Source organism: Paraburkholderia terricola, from assembly GCF_900142195.1.
In the GTDB taxonomy this organism is placed as follows: Bacteria; Pseudomonadota; Gammaproteobacteria; order Burkholderiales; family Burkholderiaceae; genus Paraburkholderia; species Paraburkholderia terricola.
This window is the reverse complement of sequence record NZ_FRAB01000078.1, coordinates 1-15,525: the sequence shown is the minus strand read 5'-3', so window position 1 is coordinate 15,525 and position 15,525 is coordinate 1. Positions and strand designations below refer to the sequence as shown.

The window sequence follows — 15,525 nt, the reverse complement described above, 5'->3', positions numbered from 1 at the left end:
CGCAGGTGATTCAGGCTCAACGCGATAACAGCCGGATCGGCAAGGCGCCTTCACGAACGCATCTGGGGGTTGCAACCAGGGCTGAGGGCAGCTCGCCGGGCAAGAAGAAAGAACGCGAATTCACGCAGACTGACATCGAGCATGTGATCGTGGATCTTGCCCAGCAAAGACAGATAACCCGCAACCCGTAAACCTGGCCGGTGGTCTGCAGGGTCAGTCGAAACAGACGTCGGCGCCCTGCCCATTCACGGCGGATCCTTCGACACTGGGTGATCAGTAACCGATGAAAGACCGACCTTTTAACCCTGAAAACACGACATTTGTATTTAGCTGCCGCCACGACATCTTGAAATGGCCTCGACACGGATGTAGCAGCAATATGAGAATGTCGTGTTCCAGCCAGGTTCAAATGTGCGCCCGCCGCAAGTTCCGCGCGCCGCAGACCCATGCCATACACGAAGCGTACGAGAAACCCTTCAGTGCTCCGGAGCTAACGTATGAATGCGGGCAGGTTTTCCTTTGATATTCACAAATTTGCGCCCTTGAATCGCGCATTCATAAGTTTGCTACACGACCGTTCTGGCCCATTCGAAGCTCACAGATTTGCTCCCGAGCGCTGTGCTTCGGAGCAAAAACGTGAATGCGGCCAAGTTTATCTACGGGTGAGGAGTGAGCGGGAGCATAAATGTGTGATTTGCCATCGAAATCGCGATGACCGAGGGTGCCGGACCCTCGCGGCCATGTGACGGGCTATATCTCGCGAAGGCGACGACTCCCGAGCAAACCACAAATAAAGCCGTGCTCCCAAAGGGATGTGGCGGTGGACAACTCTCGCTTCCCGACAGAGATGCAGCACCCCTGAGCCCTGCACCACCGGTGCAAGCTCCTGTCAGGATTGGAAAATACCTGCCCGCCAAGTTGGCTCTCAATCTAGAACCTCTTGCTCCGCGGTGAATTCCGACTCGGCAAGCACAACTGCCAGCTCAGCCCAACCAGCTTTGGCCGCGAACGCCCGCATGCGTTCCGCCTGACCGCTGGTAGCTGCGCGCCGCCGGTCGTCCGGAACGTCTGCCGGATTCATTCTGTAAGGCTGCAACACATGTCCAACGCGTCGGGCGGCTTCAGCGACGTTCGCCGCAATCCGGAATCCACCCTCGTCTACGTCCCCCCAGTGCAGTATCGGCGTACCAAATGGCAAACCAGCGAGCAGTCGCTCGTACATCGCACGCCAGGCGGGCGACGGCATGCCCGCAGTGTAAATGAGCAGCACATTATCGTCAGCCCGGCGCTTCGCCTCGCTGTGGAACGTCGTCTGATTCTCGATAGTCAGCACGAACGCCGGCGTGCCATCGATACCCAAGACGGTCGGAGCAGAAAAGGCGCCATACGGTGTGTCGAGCAACGCAGTCACCCGCTGACGCCGCACCACAACCGCCCCCGCAAGACGAACGGGCTGGTCCTCTCGCCGCAACCCTAACTCCGCCCAGACATCCGACGCGACCCGCGGCTCGGCGTCGATATCACCCGATAGCAGCACATCGAGCGGGGCCGTTAGCTGCTCGATCCGCTTGCTGTCGAGAAACAGTTTTGCGCTCACCTCGCGTATGGGAAGATCTTCTTCGCACACACGTGCGTCTTGTTTCATATGGACGATCACCGCGGCGGCATCAGCCCAATCCATCGCCCTCTCCGACCCGATTCCGCGAACCTTGTACAGGCTTTCCCATCGCAAAAGAATCGACTCGAGGACGGGAAAAATCTCGAACCAATCCGCAAGCGATGCACGCGCCCGAGCGGTGGTCGAACGCCGCGTCGGCTGGCCTAGGAAGGTTGCTAAAGCATCGACCTGCAGCAAGGTGATTCGAACAATGGCACGGTCGCTTCCCAGGCCTTTTTCGTATTCAAGCTCAACCGCTCCAGCATCTTCCGCCGCACGCACAGCTGCCTCGAAGGATTCGCGCTCGAGCAAATTACGGCTTTCGGAGTAACGTTTGAGCGCACTGGCAGTCAGGGAGGCTGCTCGGATACGCCGACCTGCCGACACCTTCTCGCCAATGGCGAGCAGTTTCGTTAACAGCGTAGTCGCTAGGGCGTCCATATTCGTTATTCCGCTGAAGTTGGCGACGCAGCCACCAAACGCTCGGCTCGAATCCGCGCGATCTCGACTTCCAGCAATTCAGGGTGAAACTCGAGTTGGTCCGAGCGCATCAGTTGACGCGCCTCCTCGTCGACATTGTGGCCGGTCAGCATCACGACGTTGTTTTCCGGATCGCGCACGATGTCGTAGTACCGGTGCAGGAACGCGGTCAGAATGCCGAGATTCTCCCCCGGGCTGGCGAGGAACACCTGCAGGCCGAGGTCTTCAAAGTAACGCATGGTCGCCGTAATGTTCGTCTGATCCATCCGATGAAACGCTTCGTCGAGCAGAATAAGCCTGATGCCATCGCGGTGAACGCGACTCAGACGGTATGCAGACGCGAGCGCCGCTCCAGCGATCACGTAGAGCGGTGCTCGATGCTCTCCGCCCGAACCCGGACCGATTCGCTTGCTCAAGTGCCCAATCGTCTTCGTCTTTCGTGTTTCGCGATCTTCTCGCTGAATCTCGATATCGAACATAAAGAATTCGCGATAGTCATCAAGCGCCGTGCGCGCACTGCCCGCTCCAAGCGTGGACTTCTCCTCGAGCAGTGTCTTGAACTGCTCTGGAATCTCGCCAGCACTGCCCAACAGCGTGTCATCTGGCCCATACGCTGCGATATCCTTGATGAACTTGAGCAGCTTCTCGTTTTCCGAACGAGGGACCCGGACGAACTGATAGCGCTCGCCATTGGAGAACACGGGACAGGTCTTCAGGACACTGTTGAGGCGGTCGATCGTGTCTTCCAGCCATGCCAGATTGTTTGCCAGCGCCACGGCGACGTCGGTGCGGAAGGTTTCCTGTGACGCGCGATACGCTTCCTCCATTTGCGCTTGATGTTCAACCAATTGGGTGCCACACAAATGGTCGACGCGAGTCTTCACCCACTCGCGAGCGAGTTGCCAGTCTCCCCCAGTACGCTCGTCTAACTGCTCACGATAGTCGGTGAGAAACGTTCCAAGCAACGCCATACCACGATTTATCTCGGTTTGCTGGCGAGCTTCGAGGTTCCTCGCTCGATTCCTGCAATCGTCCATCATCCGTGCATAGTCGCCCGGCGGAAATTTGTCCAGTAAGCGGTCCCATTGCTCGTCCGCGTATACACTGTCGAACAATGGACTCTTGCGAGCTTGATTGAGCTTGACCCTGAGTTCGTCCACGGCGGCCTCAGCCCTCTTCGCCGCCAGCTCGAGATGCTCAACGTTCAGCCCTGCGGCGCCCTCCTTACGCAACAATTCCGTCTGGGTATTGCGCAACCTCCCTTCCTCAGTTTCCCACTGCCTGACGCGCTCGCAGAGCGCCAGATATTCTTCGTCCGACAGCTCGTGCAACTGTGCGGCATATTCGTCTGCCCGGGTCTGTGACTCCATGGCACTGGCGTAACAATCCCGGATGTCCTTGATGGCGCGGGATTCGGGTGGAATCTCTCGCAGCATACGCTCGACCGCATCGAGCGATGACCGCTCGCCTGTCTTGCGGGTAAGATCAGCACGGCACTCGCGCAAGGCCAGTTCGATTCCTGCCTTCTGCTCCTCGCCACGAACGCTCAGCCGACGCTCCTGAAGCGGGGCAAGCCGTTCCATCGTTCCCTTGCCTGTGAGCATGCCGTCGGTCGTGAGCGTGCGTCCGCCTCCCAGTGCTTCGTCGCTCGTACTCACGCACTGAATGTCCCGGAACAGATTGCGAACGAACGCTACCGCGACCGGCAGATCACCCTCGATTAGCTTACCGACGGTGCCTTCTCCCGCGGGCTTCGGCGCCGAGAAACGGCTCGACATGACGATCTTCGCACCGTATATTGCGCCGCGTCCCGACATGCGGCGATACAGTTCGAACGCCTTTTTCTCATACCGCTCTTCGACAATGAGCGCCTCCAGATTGGACAGACCAAGATACGATTCCACCACCCGTTCCCAATCTGGATCCGTGACCCTGATGACATCACAAACGGGGGTGGAGTCGATGCCATGTTCGCGGAGTTCCGAGCGCAGTCGACGAACCTTGTCGGAGAGTTGGACATGCCCTTCTTTCGCACGCTCAAGGTCTGCTTCCAGCCCAGACTTCAGGCTATTAAGTTCGTCGATCTCGGCGGACAAGTTGCGCCCGCTCTGAATCAGTGCATCCCATGCGGCATGTGTAACCTGCAGCGCCGATTTCAAACGTGCGGCAATCGACTCAATGTCCATGCCCAGTTTGATCTGGCCGCTCGTACTGACGAGTGCGTCACATTCGCGCTGAAGTGCGGGGGCAAGCGATTCGAGATGCACGGACAGCGATGCGTTCCGGAGGACCTTCGCGACTTCAGCGAGCAAACCCGAGAGGTAACTGAGGCGTTCTCGAGAGGCTATCTCGTTCGTCCGAACGGCACTTTGCAGCACGCCATGGTGCTGATGTGCGGTGTGTCCGTCTCGATGCTCGACCGCCGCCAATCGCGCCCTCACCGCTTCCTCAACCGCGCGCTGCTGTTCGGCGAGCCCTTCCCGCAGGATTTCGAGCGCATTGTGCGCCTCGCGCGCCTCCGTTCTGGCCTGGTTTGCAACATCCTGTGCCTGCTCGGTCTCCGCATCCTGCCGAAGGACCTGCCATGTCTGAGCATGCCGTCCCTGTTCCGCCGCCTTGTCGAGATGTCCGAGAACCTGCGCGCCAGCATCGATTTGTGCGGAAACCTTCTCCACCAAGACTTTCAGCTTGAGAAAGGTATCGGTGATCTCACGAAATCGCTTGATATTGGTCGGACGCGCCTCTAGAACTTCGTCCCGAACGATCTGATCGACAGGTTTATCAAAACGCATGCGCAGCGCAAACCGGAAGGCGCGCTGAAATGCCTCGTGGTCGGGGATACCACCATCGCCGCGCAAACGCGTAAGCACAGCGCGAACATAGCTCTTCGAGGTGGAATACAGAACCTCGTCGTCGCTGGCGGCCTTCGCGCGTCGAATGAGATCCGCCCGGAATGTCTTCCAGTCTCGGGGGCGCCGCTCGCCTCCTTCCAGCGACAAATGGTCACCCAAGCTCAGTTCGATTCCCGGCACGAGATAAAGGCCCCGAACCTCGTGCTCTTCCGTGTCGCTCGACGCATAGATGCACACGCCCATCGATACCGACGTGCGCGCCTCGTCGTCCCGCCATACGAGCGTGATGTATGTCGTCGCATGATCGCGTACCCGCTGCTCAGCCGTTTCTCCGTATTGGCCGAGGCAATAGCTCCGAATGGACCGCGTCGTCTTGTTGCTTTCGTCGGCTTGCGCGTTCAATGCCGCGAGACGCTGGTTTGCTCCCAACATGGCGATCTGCACCGCGTCCACCAGCGAGCTTTTACCACTGCCGTTCGGTCCGAAGATACCTGAGATGTCGGCTATTTCAACGGTCTTCGCATCGAACATGAAAAATTGCACGACATGAACAGCATGTAGTGAAATAGTCATTCTTCGATTCCCTCGTCATCGGCGTCACCAACGGCAATATCATCTTCGTGGTCCACTACGGAGGCTTCTGCCCATCGAGCCGTGTCGCCCGATGGTTTAGACCATGATCCAAGCCGCGCCAGCGCGGTCTCCCCGAGCAACTGCACGATGGCGGGCCGAATCGCCAACGCGCCCGGATGAATGACGGTACCCATTGGGCCTCCGTCGTGTTCCGGGTCTGCCAGATGCCGTGCAATACCCCATCGCTGCAACACCTTGACTGTCGCATCGAACTCGCCTTTCGCGGGAAGCTCGCGTTGAGTCATAAGGGTGTATCGCTGAGCAAGCTCGACGATATCGCAGACGACTTCACCGTCATCCGTCAGATCACCGCGCCGGGCCGCGTCATCGTAGATAGCCCGCAGAACCAGGGCAAGCAGCGTCTGGTTGGTTGTTGCGACCGTGCTCCGGCCGTTGCGCGGTACCGCGCACGCATATCGGAGTTGCCGGTTGACTTCGACATTGACGCCCACGATTTCCAGCGCACGCCCAAAGTCGCGCTCGTAGCGCTCCACCAGGTTGTAGTCAGACCGTGCGCGCATGTCCGAGTGATACAAAACCTGCTCTGCAACAAGACGGTACGCTGCGCTCTCGAAATCGGATACCGCATACATTCCGCGCGAGCCAGCCGCAATGTCATCCCAGAACGCCATCAGACTTTTCTCCTATTTCGAATGACAGAGAACGGTTGGCCACCGATATATTCGTGCGCTCGCTCTTCGGCATCGCTGAACGTTACTCGGAAGCCGCGTGCCATGGAGGTCGCCATTGCGTAGAGATGTCGAGAGTTCGAACTCATCGGCAAGGCCAGCGCCGAGAGCGTCTGCCAGGCACGCAGCGCCTCGATGCTCTCGATGGGAATATCCTCGCTTTCCAGGTGGTCCGAACCATCAAACCACGTGAGCACCCATGCCGCCAATTTCGGGGCAGTCATCGTGCGCGCGTTTCGGGCGCGTACTAGTAGCTCGGCGCGGGCGAGATCCGCGTAGCTGGGCGAGCGCGTGCGTAAAGCGTCCGCCGGAGCACGAACAATAGGACGACGAGGTTCGGCAAGCGCCGTAGGTGAAATGAGATACCCAGGCGCCAAGGCGGTTCGGTGGCTGTCGGCGGAACTCTGCGTGATCTGCTGGATCGTGGTCTGGATGACCTCGTCCAGCGGACGCAGCGAGCGAATGCGATAGTCAAGATAGACGAGAGCCCGTTTGTTTGCGCGCCGAATCTCGTCGTCGAGGCGATCCAGATATTCGTCGATCCGCGATAGCTCATGAATACGATCCACGTCACGTTCGAACATCCGCGTGGCGCGTAGCACATTGCCCTCGGCACGGCGGGTCTGGTACCACGCTATCAATGCGTCGCGACATGACTCGTTAATACACATCGCATCGACCTGGGCGAGTATCTGGCTACGTCGGGCGAGCGGGTGGTCCTGCGTACGCAGTTGCCGGTAATCACCGATGAAGACTTCCTCGATGTACTCGCTGAAAAACATCCGGACATACTCGCGAGTCGGCACATCGGTGCCCAGACGATCCATCAAGTCGCGAATGCTTGTACCCGTGTTGCGAACATGCTCGAGCAGATTGCGAGTGGTTTCCGCGGCCTCCATCAGAGAAGACCCCTCCCCGCTCTCGATGGCCTGCTTCAAATGCAATTCCACCGTGCGAATCTTGCCCGCCACGAACACCGGCCCGGCTTCTGCAAAAGCGACCAGTTGAGAAAGGAAGTGACTGACGGCTGGCGCCATCAGCAAGCGCTTTTCGAATGCCTGTCGGCCTACCTTGAGCCATCCCGCGTCGACCAGACTCTGCAGCACCATGTTTGCGCGGATGTTCAGATCCGTGACGGGCGCTGCACCCTCGTCGTCGCGCCAATCGTCCATCTCCGCAAGCGCCTCCTCGATGTCCGCCGTGATCTCCCGGGCGGCGAACCCGTCCATGGGCGGAAGCGGAGCGTCGGGCCCGAACCGCTTCCTATGCAATAGGCATAGCAGCGTCCAATACCGCTGCCGGTTGGTAGCTGCAAGCGGGGCAAAGAGACGGTCCGGCAATCGCTGAAAGAGCAGCGAGGCTGCGGCACCGGCCAGCATGTCGAGATTGACAGTGCTCATGGGAATAGCCAAGGTTGCACCTGGTCGAGGTTATCGACCGCAAGTTGATACTCGGGTGCGCTCTCCCAGCGCACGTCCACGGCAACCCTGAGATCCTGCAGGTAGTACGGCACCAGACACCCCCTGCAATAGTCCACGCGACTAGATGCGCCACCGAAATACTCGTTTCGAATCAGCAATGCCTGCGCGTCGGACAAGGCAGGATGCCCAATCAAACGGACCGGTACCACCGTGCACCAAGCGTGGTCTGCGTCGCCGTCATGCGTCGCACCTCGTTCTAGAGTCTGAGCCCGTGCAATCCGGCCGAGCGCAAAATCCCGAAATGTACATGTGTTTTCACACCACGCCCGGACATGCCATCTGCGGCCCGCGCGAATCAATCCGTGTGGCGCAATCACGCGCTCGTGAGGCTGCGGGTTGCGCATGGACGAATACGTAATTTCGACGACGCGACGCGATTCGATCGCGGAATGCAGCACCGCAAATACTCTCGGTTGAGGTGCGGATAGCTCCGGATAGGTTGCCCAGGCAATGCCGTCGTCACGCCTGCCTGGATCGTCAAGCGTTAACCCAGTCAACGCCAAGTAGCGAGTGAGCAATGCCGCTCGCACGCCCGGTGATGCCATTTCCCGCTCCGTCTCCCGGTACGCCGCGAAGGTGGCGCGATAACGGCGCGCTCTCGTATCCCAGTCGACCCATTGCGGATATGTGTCGCGAAACTCCCGCACCCACTGACTCGCGCGCGTCTCCCCGAGATAAAAGAGGTGCTTCAAGCGGGAACGGCTTAGTTCGCCTTCCCACAGCAGAAGCAAGCGCAGCGCATCAATCCTTTCAAATGGAGATTCCATGAATAGCGCACCAGCTTCACCATACAAGAAATTGCATCATACACTTTTTTGCATGAGTATTCGCAAGTTACCGGCGGAGGCAGGAAGCAAAGCAAATGACAATGGGCCGGCGTCCGTTGGGGCGCGGGCGAAACGGCTGAGGGAGTCGATGCGCTCGATCAGCCGACGCCACGCCTACACGGTCGCCGCTTCAACTCGACGCCCATTCTTCTCGGTTGCTTCTGCGAAGTCCCAACACGAACGCGGCGCGCGAGATCAGGCGTTGCAAGACGCCCGCTCAAATCGTGAGGATCGCATCGGCAATGAGCGCATCGGGACCGACGAGTTCGACCGTCACGCGCTGCAAGGATGCGGCGAAGCAGTTCGCGCGGCCGCGTCGCCGCTGTCGCGCACGATACCGTGCCTGAGCAGCGGGTCTTTCTGACGGACATCGTACGGGAAGACGTACGAGGGGACGCAACATCGTCGCGGGAAAACGCATCCCATCGATCACCAGTGCGACCGTGTGTTACCCGCAAGTGAGTACCCGGCGCCGGCACAGCCTATCGTCCAACGCGTCCACACGTTTGTTTCTTCGCACTGGTCGATGCGATGGCAGAACATCGGACGCCGACCACGACGCAGCTCGACGCATTGACGGCGTCATATGAGAGCACCGCAGAGTTTCTCTCGGCGCGCGAAGAATTCGCGGAGACGCTGACCCAGATTCATCCGCACGGGTCCCGGCAACCTGGAGCGTTGACGAAGCCGATTGACGACTCGCGCAACGGGTTTGATGTCGACCTAATCGCCCGCTTCAGTGAAGCTGCCTGATTCACGTATTCCGACTACCAGGGCCCTGCGCACCTGCTCAATCAGATTCAGACCTCGCTGGCAGACTACGCCCGGGCACATCATTTGGATTTGCGGTGCCACGATCGATGCGTCACGCTGCAGTACGCCGGTGGTATGTGCCCAGACATTGCGCCTGTCATAGACAGTCCCCCGCGTCTCCATCCGGTACTGCGAGACCCATGAGCGATTCCCGACAGGGGCTTGCAGAGTTTCGAGTCGACCAATCCGCGCGGCCACACGCGCTTCTTCAACGAGGCGGCAGCCATTTCTCCCAGATTCCCTTGATGGAGAAAATGACGACGGCGATGGATTCGGTGCGCGAAGCGGATATCGTCCCGCTGCCGAAGGCACGGGATGTCTTCGACCGCTTGCTGTGCCGGTGCGTGCAGGTCATCAAGCTGCACCGCAACTTCAGGTTCGGGCCTCAGTCCGGGACGGTTGATCTGCGGCCGACCTCGGGATTCATCACGACGCTTGCCGACACCTAGGGATCGATCTTGTCCAAAGGGTTCGCCATGCTCGGCAAGCCTATTCGTCTTCTGTGATTACAAGTCGCCTGGAGGGGTGATTGGTTAAGTGCATGACGAATGCGTAGCAACATGAGCGGCAGCGGGGTTCAGTTGGCGGGAGGCGGTGGCCGTAGGCAGCACAATGCGCTACCAGACCGACGGCGAACGACGGCAATGCCGATCCGGCGGCCGGCGCGCGAAACAGCTTTGACGCGCTAGTAGACGCATCGTTCGATAAGCCGTGTGGGCCAACTGCCACTGCTCCGCTACATCTCGTTCACGGATTCGCGTGTCCCAGTCGTGGCGTTCTTTCAAATTCACAGATTTGCTCCAGCAGTGCGCGGAGCTGATTCAAGATTCACAACTTTGCTCCAATGACTCCTTGCAACTTTAAAAAGAGCCAATTTGTGAACGCTGAGTTCTTGTGAATTTGGTGGGACTATTGGCCACAAAATGCAGCCGGCAAAGGCTTCAGACGTTTTTGTTTTAGCTCCGAAGCACTCCTTCACGCTGAAACGCGGCGTGAGCGTCAGCGAACGGCCGACGCCCTGGCGCATTCTTCCGCTTTCGCCTTGCCCGACCGCGCAGGTTGTCCCGGCTGCCCATCGTGCCGCAGATCCACAACGGCTTCTATCTGCGCGCTTTCCTGCTGCAGTTACACCCGCAGGAACTTGAGAAACTCCTTGCCGTTCTCGGACAGCGAGCGCCCCGGCTGCATGACGAGCAGCGTCCGGCATTCGATCAGCGTCGACAGGCGCGTCAACGCGGCGCGACCGCCCTTTCCGCCCTTTCCGCCGTTTTCGCTCGAAACCGCCATTGAAAAAGTGCGTCTCGCCGACGATGGCTGGAACTCGCGCAATCCCGAGACAGTGTCGCTCGCCTACAGCGTGGACAGCGTATGGCGCAACCGCGCCGAATTCGCAACGGGGCGCCCGGCGATCGTCGCCCTCTCGACGCGCAAGTGGCAACGCGAACTCGACTATCGGCTCATCAAGGAATTGTGGGCGTATGGCGGCGAGCGCATCGCGGTGCGCTTCGCCTACGAATGGCACGACGACGCGCAGAACTGGTATCGCTCGTACGGCAACGAGAACTGGGAGTTCGGCGCCGATGGACTCATGCATCACCGCTATGCGTGCATCAACGATCTGCCGATCAGGGAGAGCGACCGCAAGTTTTTCTGGCCGCTCGGACGCCGGCCGGACGATCACCCCGGACTCAGCGATCTAGGTCTCTGAAAAAACCCACGCTCGCAAACATGCAGGAGCCTCATCGACATGAACACCGCCGCCTGCGACCCGTGAGCATTTCGCGACCAATTCAAAAATCCGATAGGCTCATCAAGAGATGAGACCTATTGCCGGAGAAAGGCGGCTAGCGACTCGAAACGTCGTCGTGTTTCTTCCTCGAAGATCGCAGTCACTGCGTCCACGCAAAGCCGATGGAACCATCGCGGGCGTAAGCCCAGTTTAAAGGTGTAAATGAGATCCGATGTACCGTCGTCGCGATCGCGATGGCGTATCGACGCACTCCACTCATTGAAAATGCCTACAGGTTGGTCGATCGTCGCCGCGGCGAGTTGTGGTGGATCGTAGGCAATAAAACGCGTACGCAAACAGAACACCCCCCTCCATCCACGTCCGACGTTGATAGAAACGGCGCCAACGTGCGGATAACGATGGCCACCGTCCAGCGTTGCCTGCTTCAGCAAGGTGTCCCAGCGCAGACGCGTGTCGTGATTGTGGAACGCCTCAAATACCTCTGCCGATGTTGCAGGCATGCGAAAAATCAATCGGCTTACCATCGGGCAATATCGGGTAACGGATCGCCGGTCATTGGTGAACAGGAACGCCGGAGATAACGGCCTCATTCCAATGATCGAGAATCGTGGCGCCCTGAGCACGTGCCATCGTCTCCGCCTTTCTGCGGGTCGCCAGCATTTCCGGTAGCGCACTGCGGTAGCGAGCACGCAAGGCGTCGGGCGTGACATCGCCATCCTTGCCGAACGCGTCGAGCCACGTTTCGTCGGTCCTGATCGTTGCGCTCAGCTGATCGCCAACCACCAGTGGCGCGTCTGCCGCACGGAAGTCTTTCGTATATTGCAGATCGATAAACATATTGTCGACGTGCCAGCTCCAAATGACCGTGCCTCCTGCCCTTAGATGTGTCCATTGCTCGAGCGTCAGCGGGTAGGTCGGGTCCGCATAGTCGATGCCAGGCGGCGGGGAATATTTCTGGCCGCTCACGGGTGCGTCGAAAACATACGTGTCCAGTCCGCTGAGCCGCGGCGAATCCGCTGCGATGAAGCGCTTCCAGCCGGCCCGGTTGATACGCGCGATGACATCCATGACATAGCGATAGATCGCGTCGTCGTACGCACTCAGCGCCGCCTGATCCTTGATGTCGTGCGGTGGTGCAGGAACCTTGAAGGTCACCTCGATATTGCGCACGCGCGCGCCTTCCTCCGAGTCCGACATGAATTCGATGCTAGTTGCCTGCGGAAAGAGCACGCCATACCGGTCATCCTTGAACTCAAAGACCGGTTCGACGCCAGTCGCGATACGGCTCGCGTCGTACATCAAAGCCGTGGACACCGTTGATTTCCTGATCTGCACGGCGGACTTGCGCATGATCTCGTCGCTGTTCTCGCCTAATCCGAAGGAGAGGTTTGCCTGCATCACATGTTTTCCTTGCTGAACGTTCGTTGCTTCGCCTTTTGCAGACCACGTGTGGGTCGAACCCAATGCAATAACGGCGCATGCGGCTATCGTCGCGATCCGTCGCTTAAGCATCCTTCCACCCGCCGATTGTTCGAATCTGCTCGATCATGTACGGTCGATATCGCGGTGACGTCATCAGGTAATGGTATTTGTTCAGGATCTTCGTGACGTAGCCCATCCGGTCGGTCGTGTCATAAAGCTTGCCAGTGTCCATTGTCACCTTGATGTCATCCGTTTGCAGGCCATACGGCTTCAATTCCGTTTCTTCGATGCTTGGCGTAACGTCTGCCGAGGCATTGAAAAACACCGTGGGGTCCTTCGCTCCCGACAACGAACGTAACACGGGCAACCGACCGAAATCGTTCATATCGATGGCATCGCGGAACTCCTTGTGGTCGTACACCATCTTCTGCAAATGAAGCGTCTGCTCGTGTAGCAGAAATTGCCATGCTGCGGAGCGGGCAAGCGGGGGCCGGCCCTTGGCACTCGATGCTTCATATTGCGCCAGCAGGCCAAAGCCATTGTTCAGATACGGGGTAAGCTTGCATTGATTCATTTCTGTGAGCGCCGATCCGTCCATGATTTCGGCCGCGCCGAAAACGACGATTTTCTTGCGCAGCGCTTCGATCAATCCGTTGTTCGGGCCGCTCGCCCAAGGCAGGCCCTGAATAATTTTCTTGACCGCCGGATCATATGTGCCGACGTCGCGCTTTTCCTTGCAGTGTTCGAACAGTTCCTTGCCGTAGTCCCGGTAGAAGAGGTGCCACGTGGTCACTTCGAGAAAGACCCAGAGATTGCCCTTCGCAAGATAGTAGAACGTCACGCGTGCCGAATCGCGCGCCATACCGAGCGCCGCCTGAGGTTTCTGCACCGACATGAACTGCATCGCAAGATCCATCCCCGCCACGACCTCTTTCGCGGCAAACGCGGCGAGACCGGGCCAGTAGAAACGTCCTGCCTTGTCCGTGCCTTCGTCGGCGAGGAAAAGTTGCGCATAGTTACCGGCGGTGCGCTTCGCGCGACGCATTGCGTCTTCGATGAAACGGCCACTCTCCGCTTCGAAGCTGATGTTTTTCATTTGCGCGACAGACCAGAGATCCTCGCACTTTATCGTGCAATCGACGCATGAGTCCGGCATCTGATTGGTGGTGCCCTGGCCAACCTGCCTGCCCTTCAGATAGGCCGTACCTTCGCCGTCGTTGACGACCGAATCATTAGCCATGAATCCCCTCTTGCACCGTTTAGCTGAGCGAGTCAGTACCGCTCGTGATATTGGGAAAATGCAGAAACGCGGAGATCTTCTCCGGATTGCTCGTGAACATGCGCGAAACCGCGCCGTCCTGATCGGTGACGTTCTCCAACTGATCGCTGCGCATTTCGAGCAGATGGGCCATGCTGGGCATGGGACGCCCGAGCTCATCCTTGAACACAAACTTCTCGTCGTACGGGCCGTCTGATTGTTTGAACGCGCCCAGGTTGGTGCGCATCTGCGCCGGACCCGCAAACATGTGCGCGGCCCCCTTGATGTCGACCACACCGGGGGAATGAATCTCGATGTTGCCGTCCTTGAGGCGGATATAGCCGCCACCGCTCGTCAACAGGATGCCCGTTGCCGACGCAATTTCGATCCGCTCGGTCGACGACAAAATTTTCAACGTCTTCTGCGCAGTAATCTCAATGTTGTCCGAGTGCGCCTGCACTTCGACCTTGCCCTTAGCCGCAAACAGCTTCATCCCGCCGTTCTGCACGAACAAGCTGAGCTTTTCCGCAACGCTTGCAATTAGCGATTTGCCCGTTGCGAGGTGCGTGCTCTGTCCGCTCACGAGGTTGGTCTGTGCGTTGCTCGCGATGTGCACGGACTGCTGCGTGGACAGGGCGATGCCCGAAGGGCTTCCGAACAGCATGAGCGGTTCTCCGAACGCATTTGCGCTTCCTGTTCCACCGCCTGCGGTGTTCCCACCTGACGATGAACCCGACACGTTGTTCCGTGTCGCGTCGGTGAATGCCTTCAGCGAGTCGTAGCCCTCCCTGAGACTTTCCGCCTGGTGCGCGGTGCTGGCGTCGGACATCGATTCCAGCACGCTTTCGGCATTCACCAGTTGCGAGGTGGTTTGCCGTGCATCGAGCGGCTGGCTGGTTGCCGGATAGGTGGTGACATACAGACCTTGACTCGCTCGCACTGCACCGTAAGCGTCGGACTTCAGATCGAAGCCGCTGCCGAGGTATGGTCCACGTGAGTTGCCGCTCTGGTCGATCAGGTAACCCAGATGCAAATGTGCATTGGTGCTCGTCGAATATAGATGAACGCGGTTCTGACCCGTGGAGTCATCCATCACCATCTGGTTGTAGCCGCTGCCCTGATATTCCTTCGACCTGTAGCCAGAGAGCAGCCCGTTGGAATGCCAGTGTGGTTGCGTCGCGCCGTTATAGACGCGGCCCGTGACCAGCGGCCTGTCGCAATCGCCGTCAACCCAGCTGATCAACACTTCTTCGCCGATACGTGGCACATGCACGCCGCCGTATCCGCCACCCGTATCGGACATGGCAACCCGCACCCAGCAGGATGCTGTTTCGTCGCCGTCATTGAGCCGGTCCCAGTGAAAGCGCACCTTGATGCGATTGAGCTGGTCGGTATAGACCTCTTCGTTAGCCGGACCGACGACAATTGCCGACTGCAGATGCATCTTCGGCTTGTGATGGTCGAACGGACTACGGTACGGCACGATCTTGCGTTGCGCCTCGATTTCAACGAGGAAGAAGCCTTCGCTGCCATCGGCGTGTCTGACCTTCAATGACTCTTCAGAGGCGTGACTCGCTCTGACCGTCGCAAGGTCGCCCTTCAGGCTGTGCGGGAAATCGGCGGCCCGACTGGACACCGGCAGGTTGTTTTCAATGAACCATGC

At 58.8% G+C, this 15,525-nt stretch carries 14 protein-coding genes and 1 pseudogene; 5 read left to right on the top strand and 10 right to left on the bottom strand.

Annotated elements, in window-relative coordinates; translation table 11 throughout:
• Nucleotides 1-191 (top strand): annotated as a pseudogene (locus tag BUE39_RS35055) (ISNCY family transposase); the annotation flags it as partial.
• A 734-nt stretch (nucleotides 192-925) separates the two neighbouring features.
• Here the strand turns inward: BUE39_RS35055 and BUE39_RS32825 are convergent.
• From BUE39_RS32825 to BUE39_RS32800, 5 genes are read right to left on the bottom strand one after another with little or no spacing between them, the layout of a single operon-like run.
• Nucleotides 926-2,098, bottom strand: a complete 1,173-nt coding sequence (locus BUE39_RS32825; RefSeq protein ID WP_073432849.1) for a Wadjet anti-phage system protein JetD domain-containing protein — start codon at nucleotides 2,096-2,098, stop codon at nucleotides 926-928.
• A gap of 5 nt (nucleotides 2,099-2,103) precedes the next feature.
• Nucleotides 2,104-5,562, bottom strand: coding sequence for an SbcC/MukB-like Walker B domain-containing protein (locus BUE39_RS33940; RefSeq protein WP_084561537.1), 3,459 nt, complete (start codon nucleotides 5,560-5,562; stop codon nucleotides 2,104-2,106).
• A complete protein-coding gene (locus BUE39_RS32810; protein WP_073432847.1) occupies nucleotides 5,559-6,254 on the bottom strand; it encodes a DUF4194 domain-containing protein in 696 nt (231 codons plus the stop codon). Before BUE39_RS32810 ends, BUE39_RS33940 begins: the two co-directional genes overlap by 4 nt.
• Complete coding sequence (locus BUE39_RS32805; RefSeq protein ID WP_073432845.1) at nucleotides 6,254-7,711, bottom strand: Wadjet anti-phage system protein JetA family protein; 1,458 nt, start codon at nucleotides 7,709-7,711, stop codon at nucleotides 6,254-6,256. Before BUE39_RS32805 ends, BUE39_RS32810 begins: the two co-directional genes overlap by 1 nt.
• Nucleotides 7,708-8,559, bottom strand: a complete 852-nt coding sequence (locus BUE39_RS32800; protein WP_084561536.1) for a helix-turn-helix transcriptional regulator — start codon at nucleotides 8,557-8,559, stop codon at nucleotides 7,708-7,710. The genes BUE39_RS32805 and BUE39_RS32800 overlap by 4 nt, the downstream gene beginning before the upstream one ends.
• On the opposite strand from BUE39_RS32800, the gene BUE39_RS34675 reads away from it, so the two are divergent.
• From BUE39_RS34675 to BUE39_RS32790, 3 genes are all read left to right on the top strand, one after another.
• Entirely contained in the window at nucleotides 8,558-8,983 is a 426-nt protein-coding gene (locus BUE39_RS34675) for a hypothetical protein (protein ID WP_143032046.1), read from the top strand. The genes BUE39_RS32800 and BUE39_RS34675 overlap by 2 nt on opposite strands.
• Nucleotides 8,984-9,150: 167 nt before the next feature.
• On the top strand, nucleotides 9,151-9,372 hold the full coding sequence (locus BUE39_RS32795) for a hypothetical protein (protein WP_073432841.1): 222 nt from the start codon (nucleotides 9,151-9,153) through the stop codon (nucleotides 9,370-9,372).
• 200 nt (nucleotides 9,373-9,572) lie between these two features.
• A complete protein-coding gene (locus BUE39_RS32790; protein WP_143032045.1) occupies nucleotides 9,573-9,881 on the top strand; it encodes a hypothetical protein in 309 nt (102 codons plus the stop codon).
• A gap of 338 nt (nucleotides 9,882-10,219) precedes the next feature.
• Here BUE39_RS32790 and BUE39_RS34670 read toward each other — a convergent pair whose 3' ends face one another.
• Nucleotides 10,220-10,459 (bottom strand): hypothetical protein, encoded by a 240-nt coding sequence (locus BUE39_RS34670; protein ID WP_143032044.1) that lies wholly within the window; start codon nucleotides 10,457-10,459, stop codon nucleotides 10,220-10,222.
• A 159-nt stretch (nucleotides 10,460-10,618) separates the two neighbouring features.
• Between BUE39_RS34670 and BUE39_RS32785 the strand changes: the two genes are divergently transcribed.
• Entirely contained in the window at nucleotides 10,619-11,140 is a 522-nt protein-coding gene (locus tag BUE39_RS32785) for a nuclear transport factor 2 family protein (RefSeq protein WP_073432851.1), read from the top strand.
• Between the two features lie 116 nt (nucleotides 11,141-11,256).
• On the opposite strand, the gene BUE39_RS32780 is transcribed toward BUE39_RS32785, so the two are convergent.
• The 4 genes from BUE39_RS32780 to BUE39_RS32765 form a co-directional block, all read right to left on the bottom strand.
• Entirely contained in the window at nucleotides 11,257-11,682 is a 426-nt protein-coding gene (locus BUE39_RS32780; RefSeq protein WP_227470724.1) for an SRPBCC family protein, read from the bottom strand.
• 52 nt (nucleotides 11,683-11,734) lie between these two features.
• Nucleotides 11,735-12,580 carry a hypothetical protein gene (locus BUE39_RS32775; protein WP_084561535.1) on the bottom strand — a complete coding sequence of 282 codons (846 nt, stop codon included), beginning with the start codon at nucleotides 12,578-12,580 and terminating at the stop codon, nucleotides 11,735-11,737.
• 106 nt (nucleotides 12,581-12,686) lie between these two features.
• Nucleotides 12,687-13,844: a DUF2515 family protein gene (locus BUE39_RS32770; RefSeq protein WP_073432833.1), complete on the bottom strand. Its 1,158-nt coding sequence runs from the start codon at nucleotides 13,842-13,844 to the stop codon at nucleotides 12,687-12,689.
• Between the two features lie 19 nt (nucleotides 13,845-13,863).
• Nucleotides 13,864-15,525, bottom strand: a 1,662-nt coding sequence (locus tag BUE39_RS32765) for a DUF2345 domain-containing protein (protein WP_143169538.1), incomplete at its 5' end; no start/stop codon positions are given.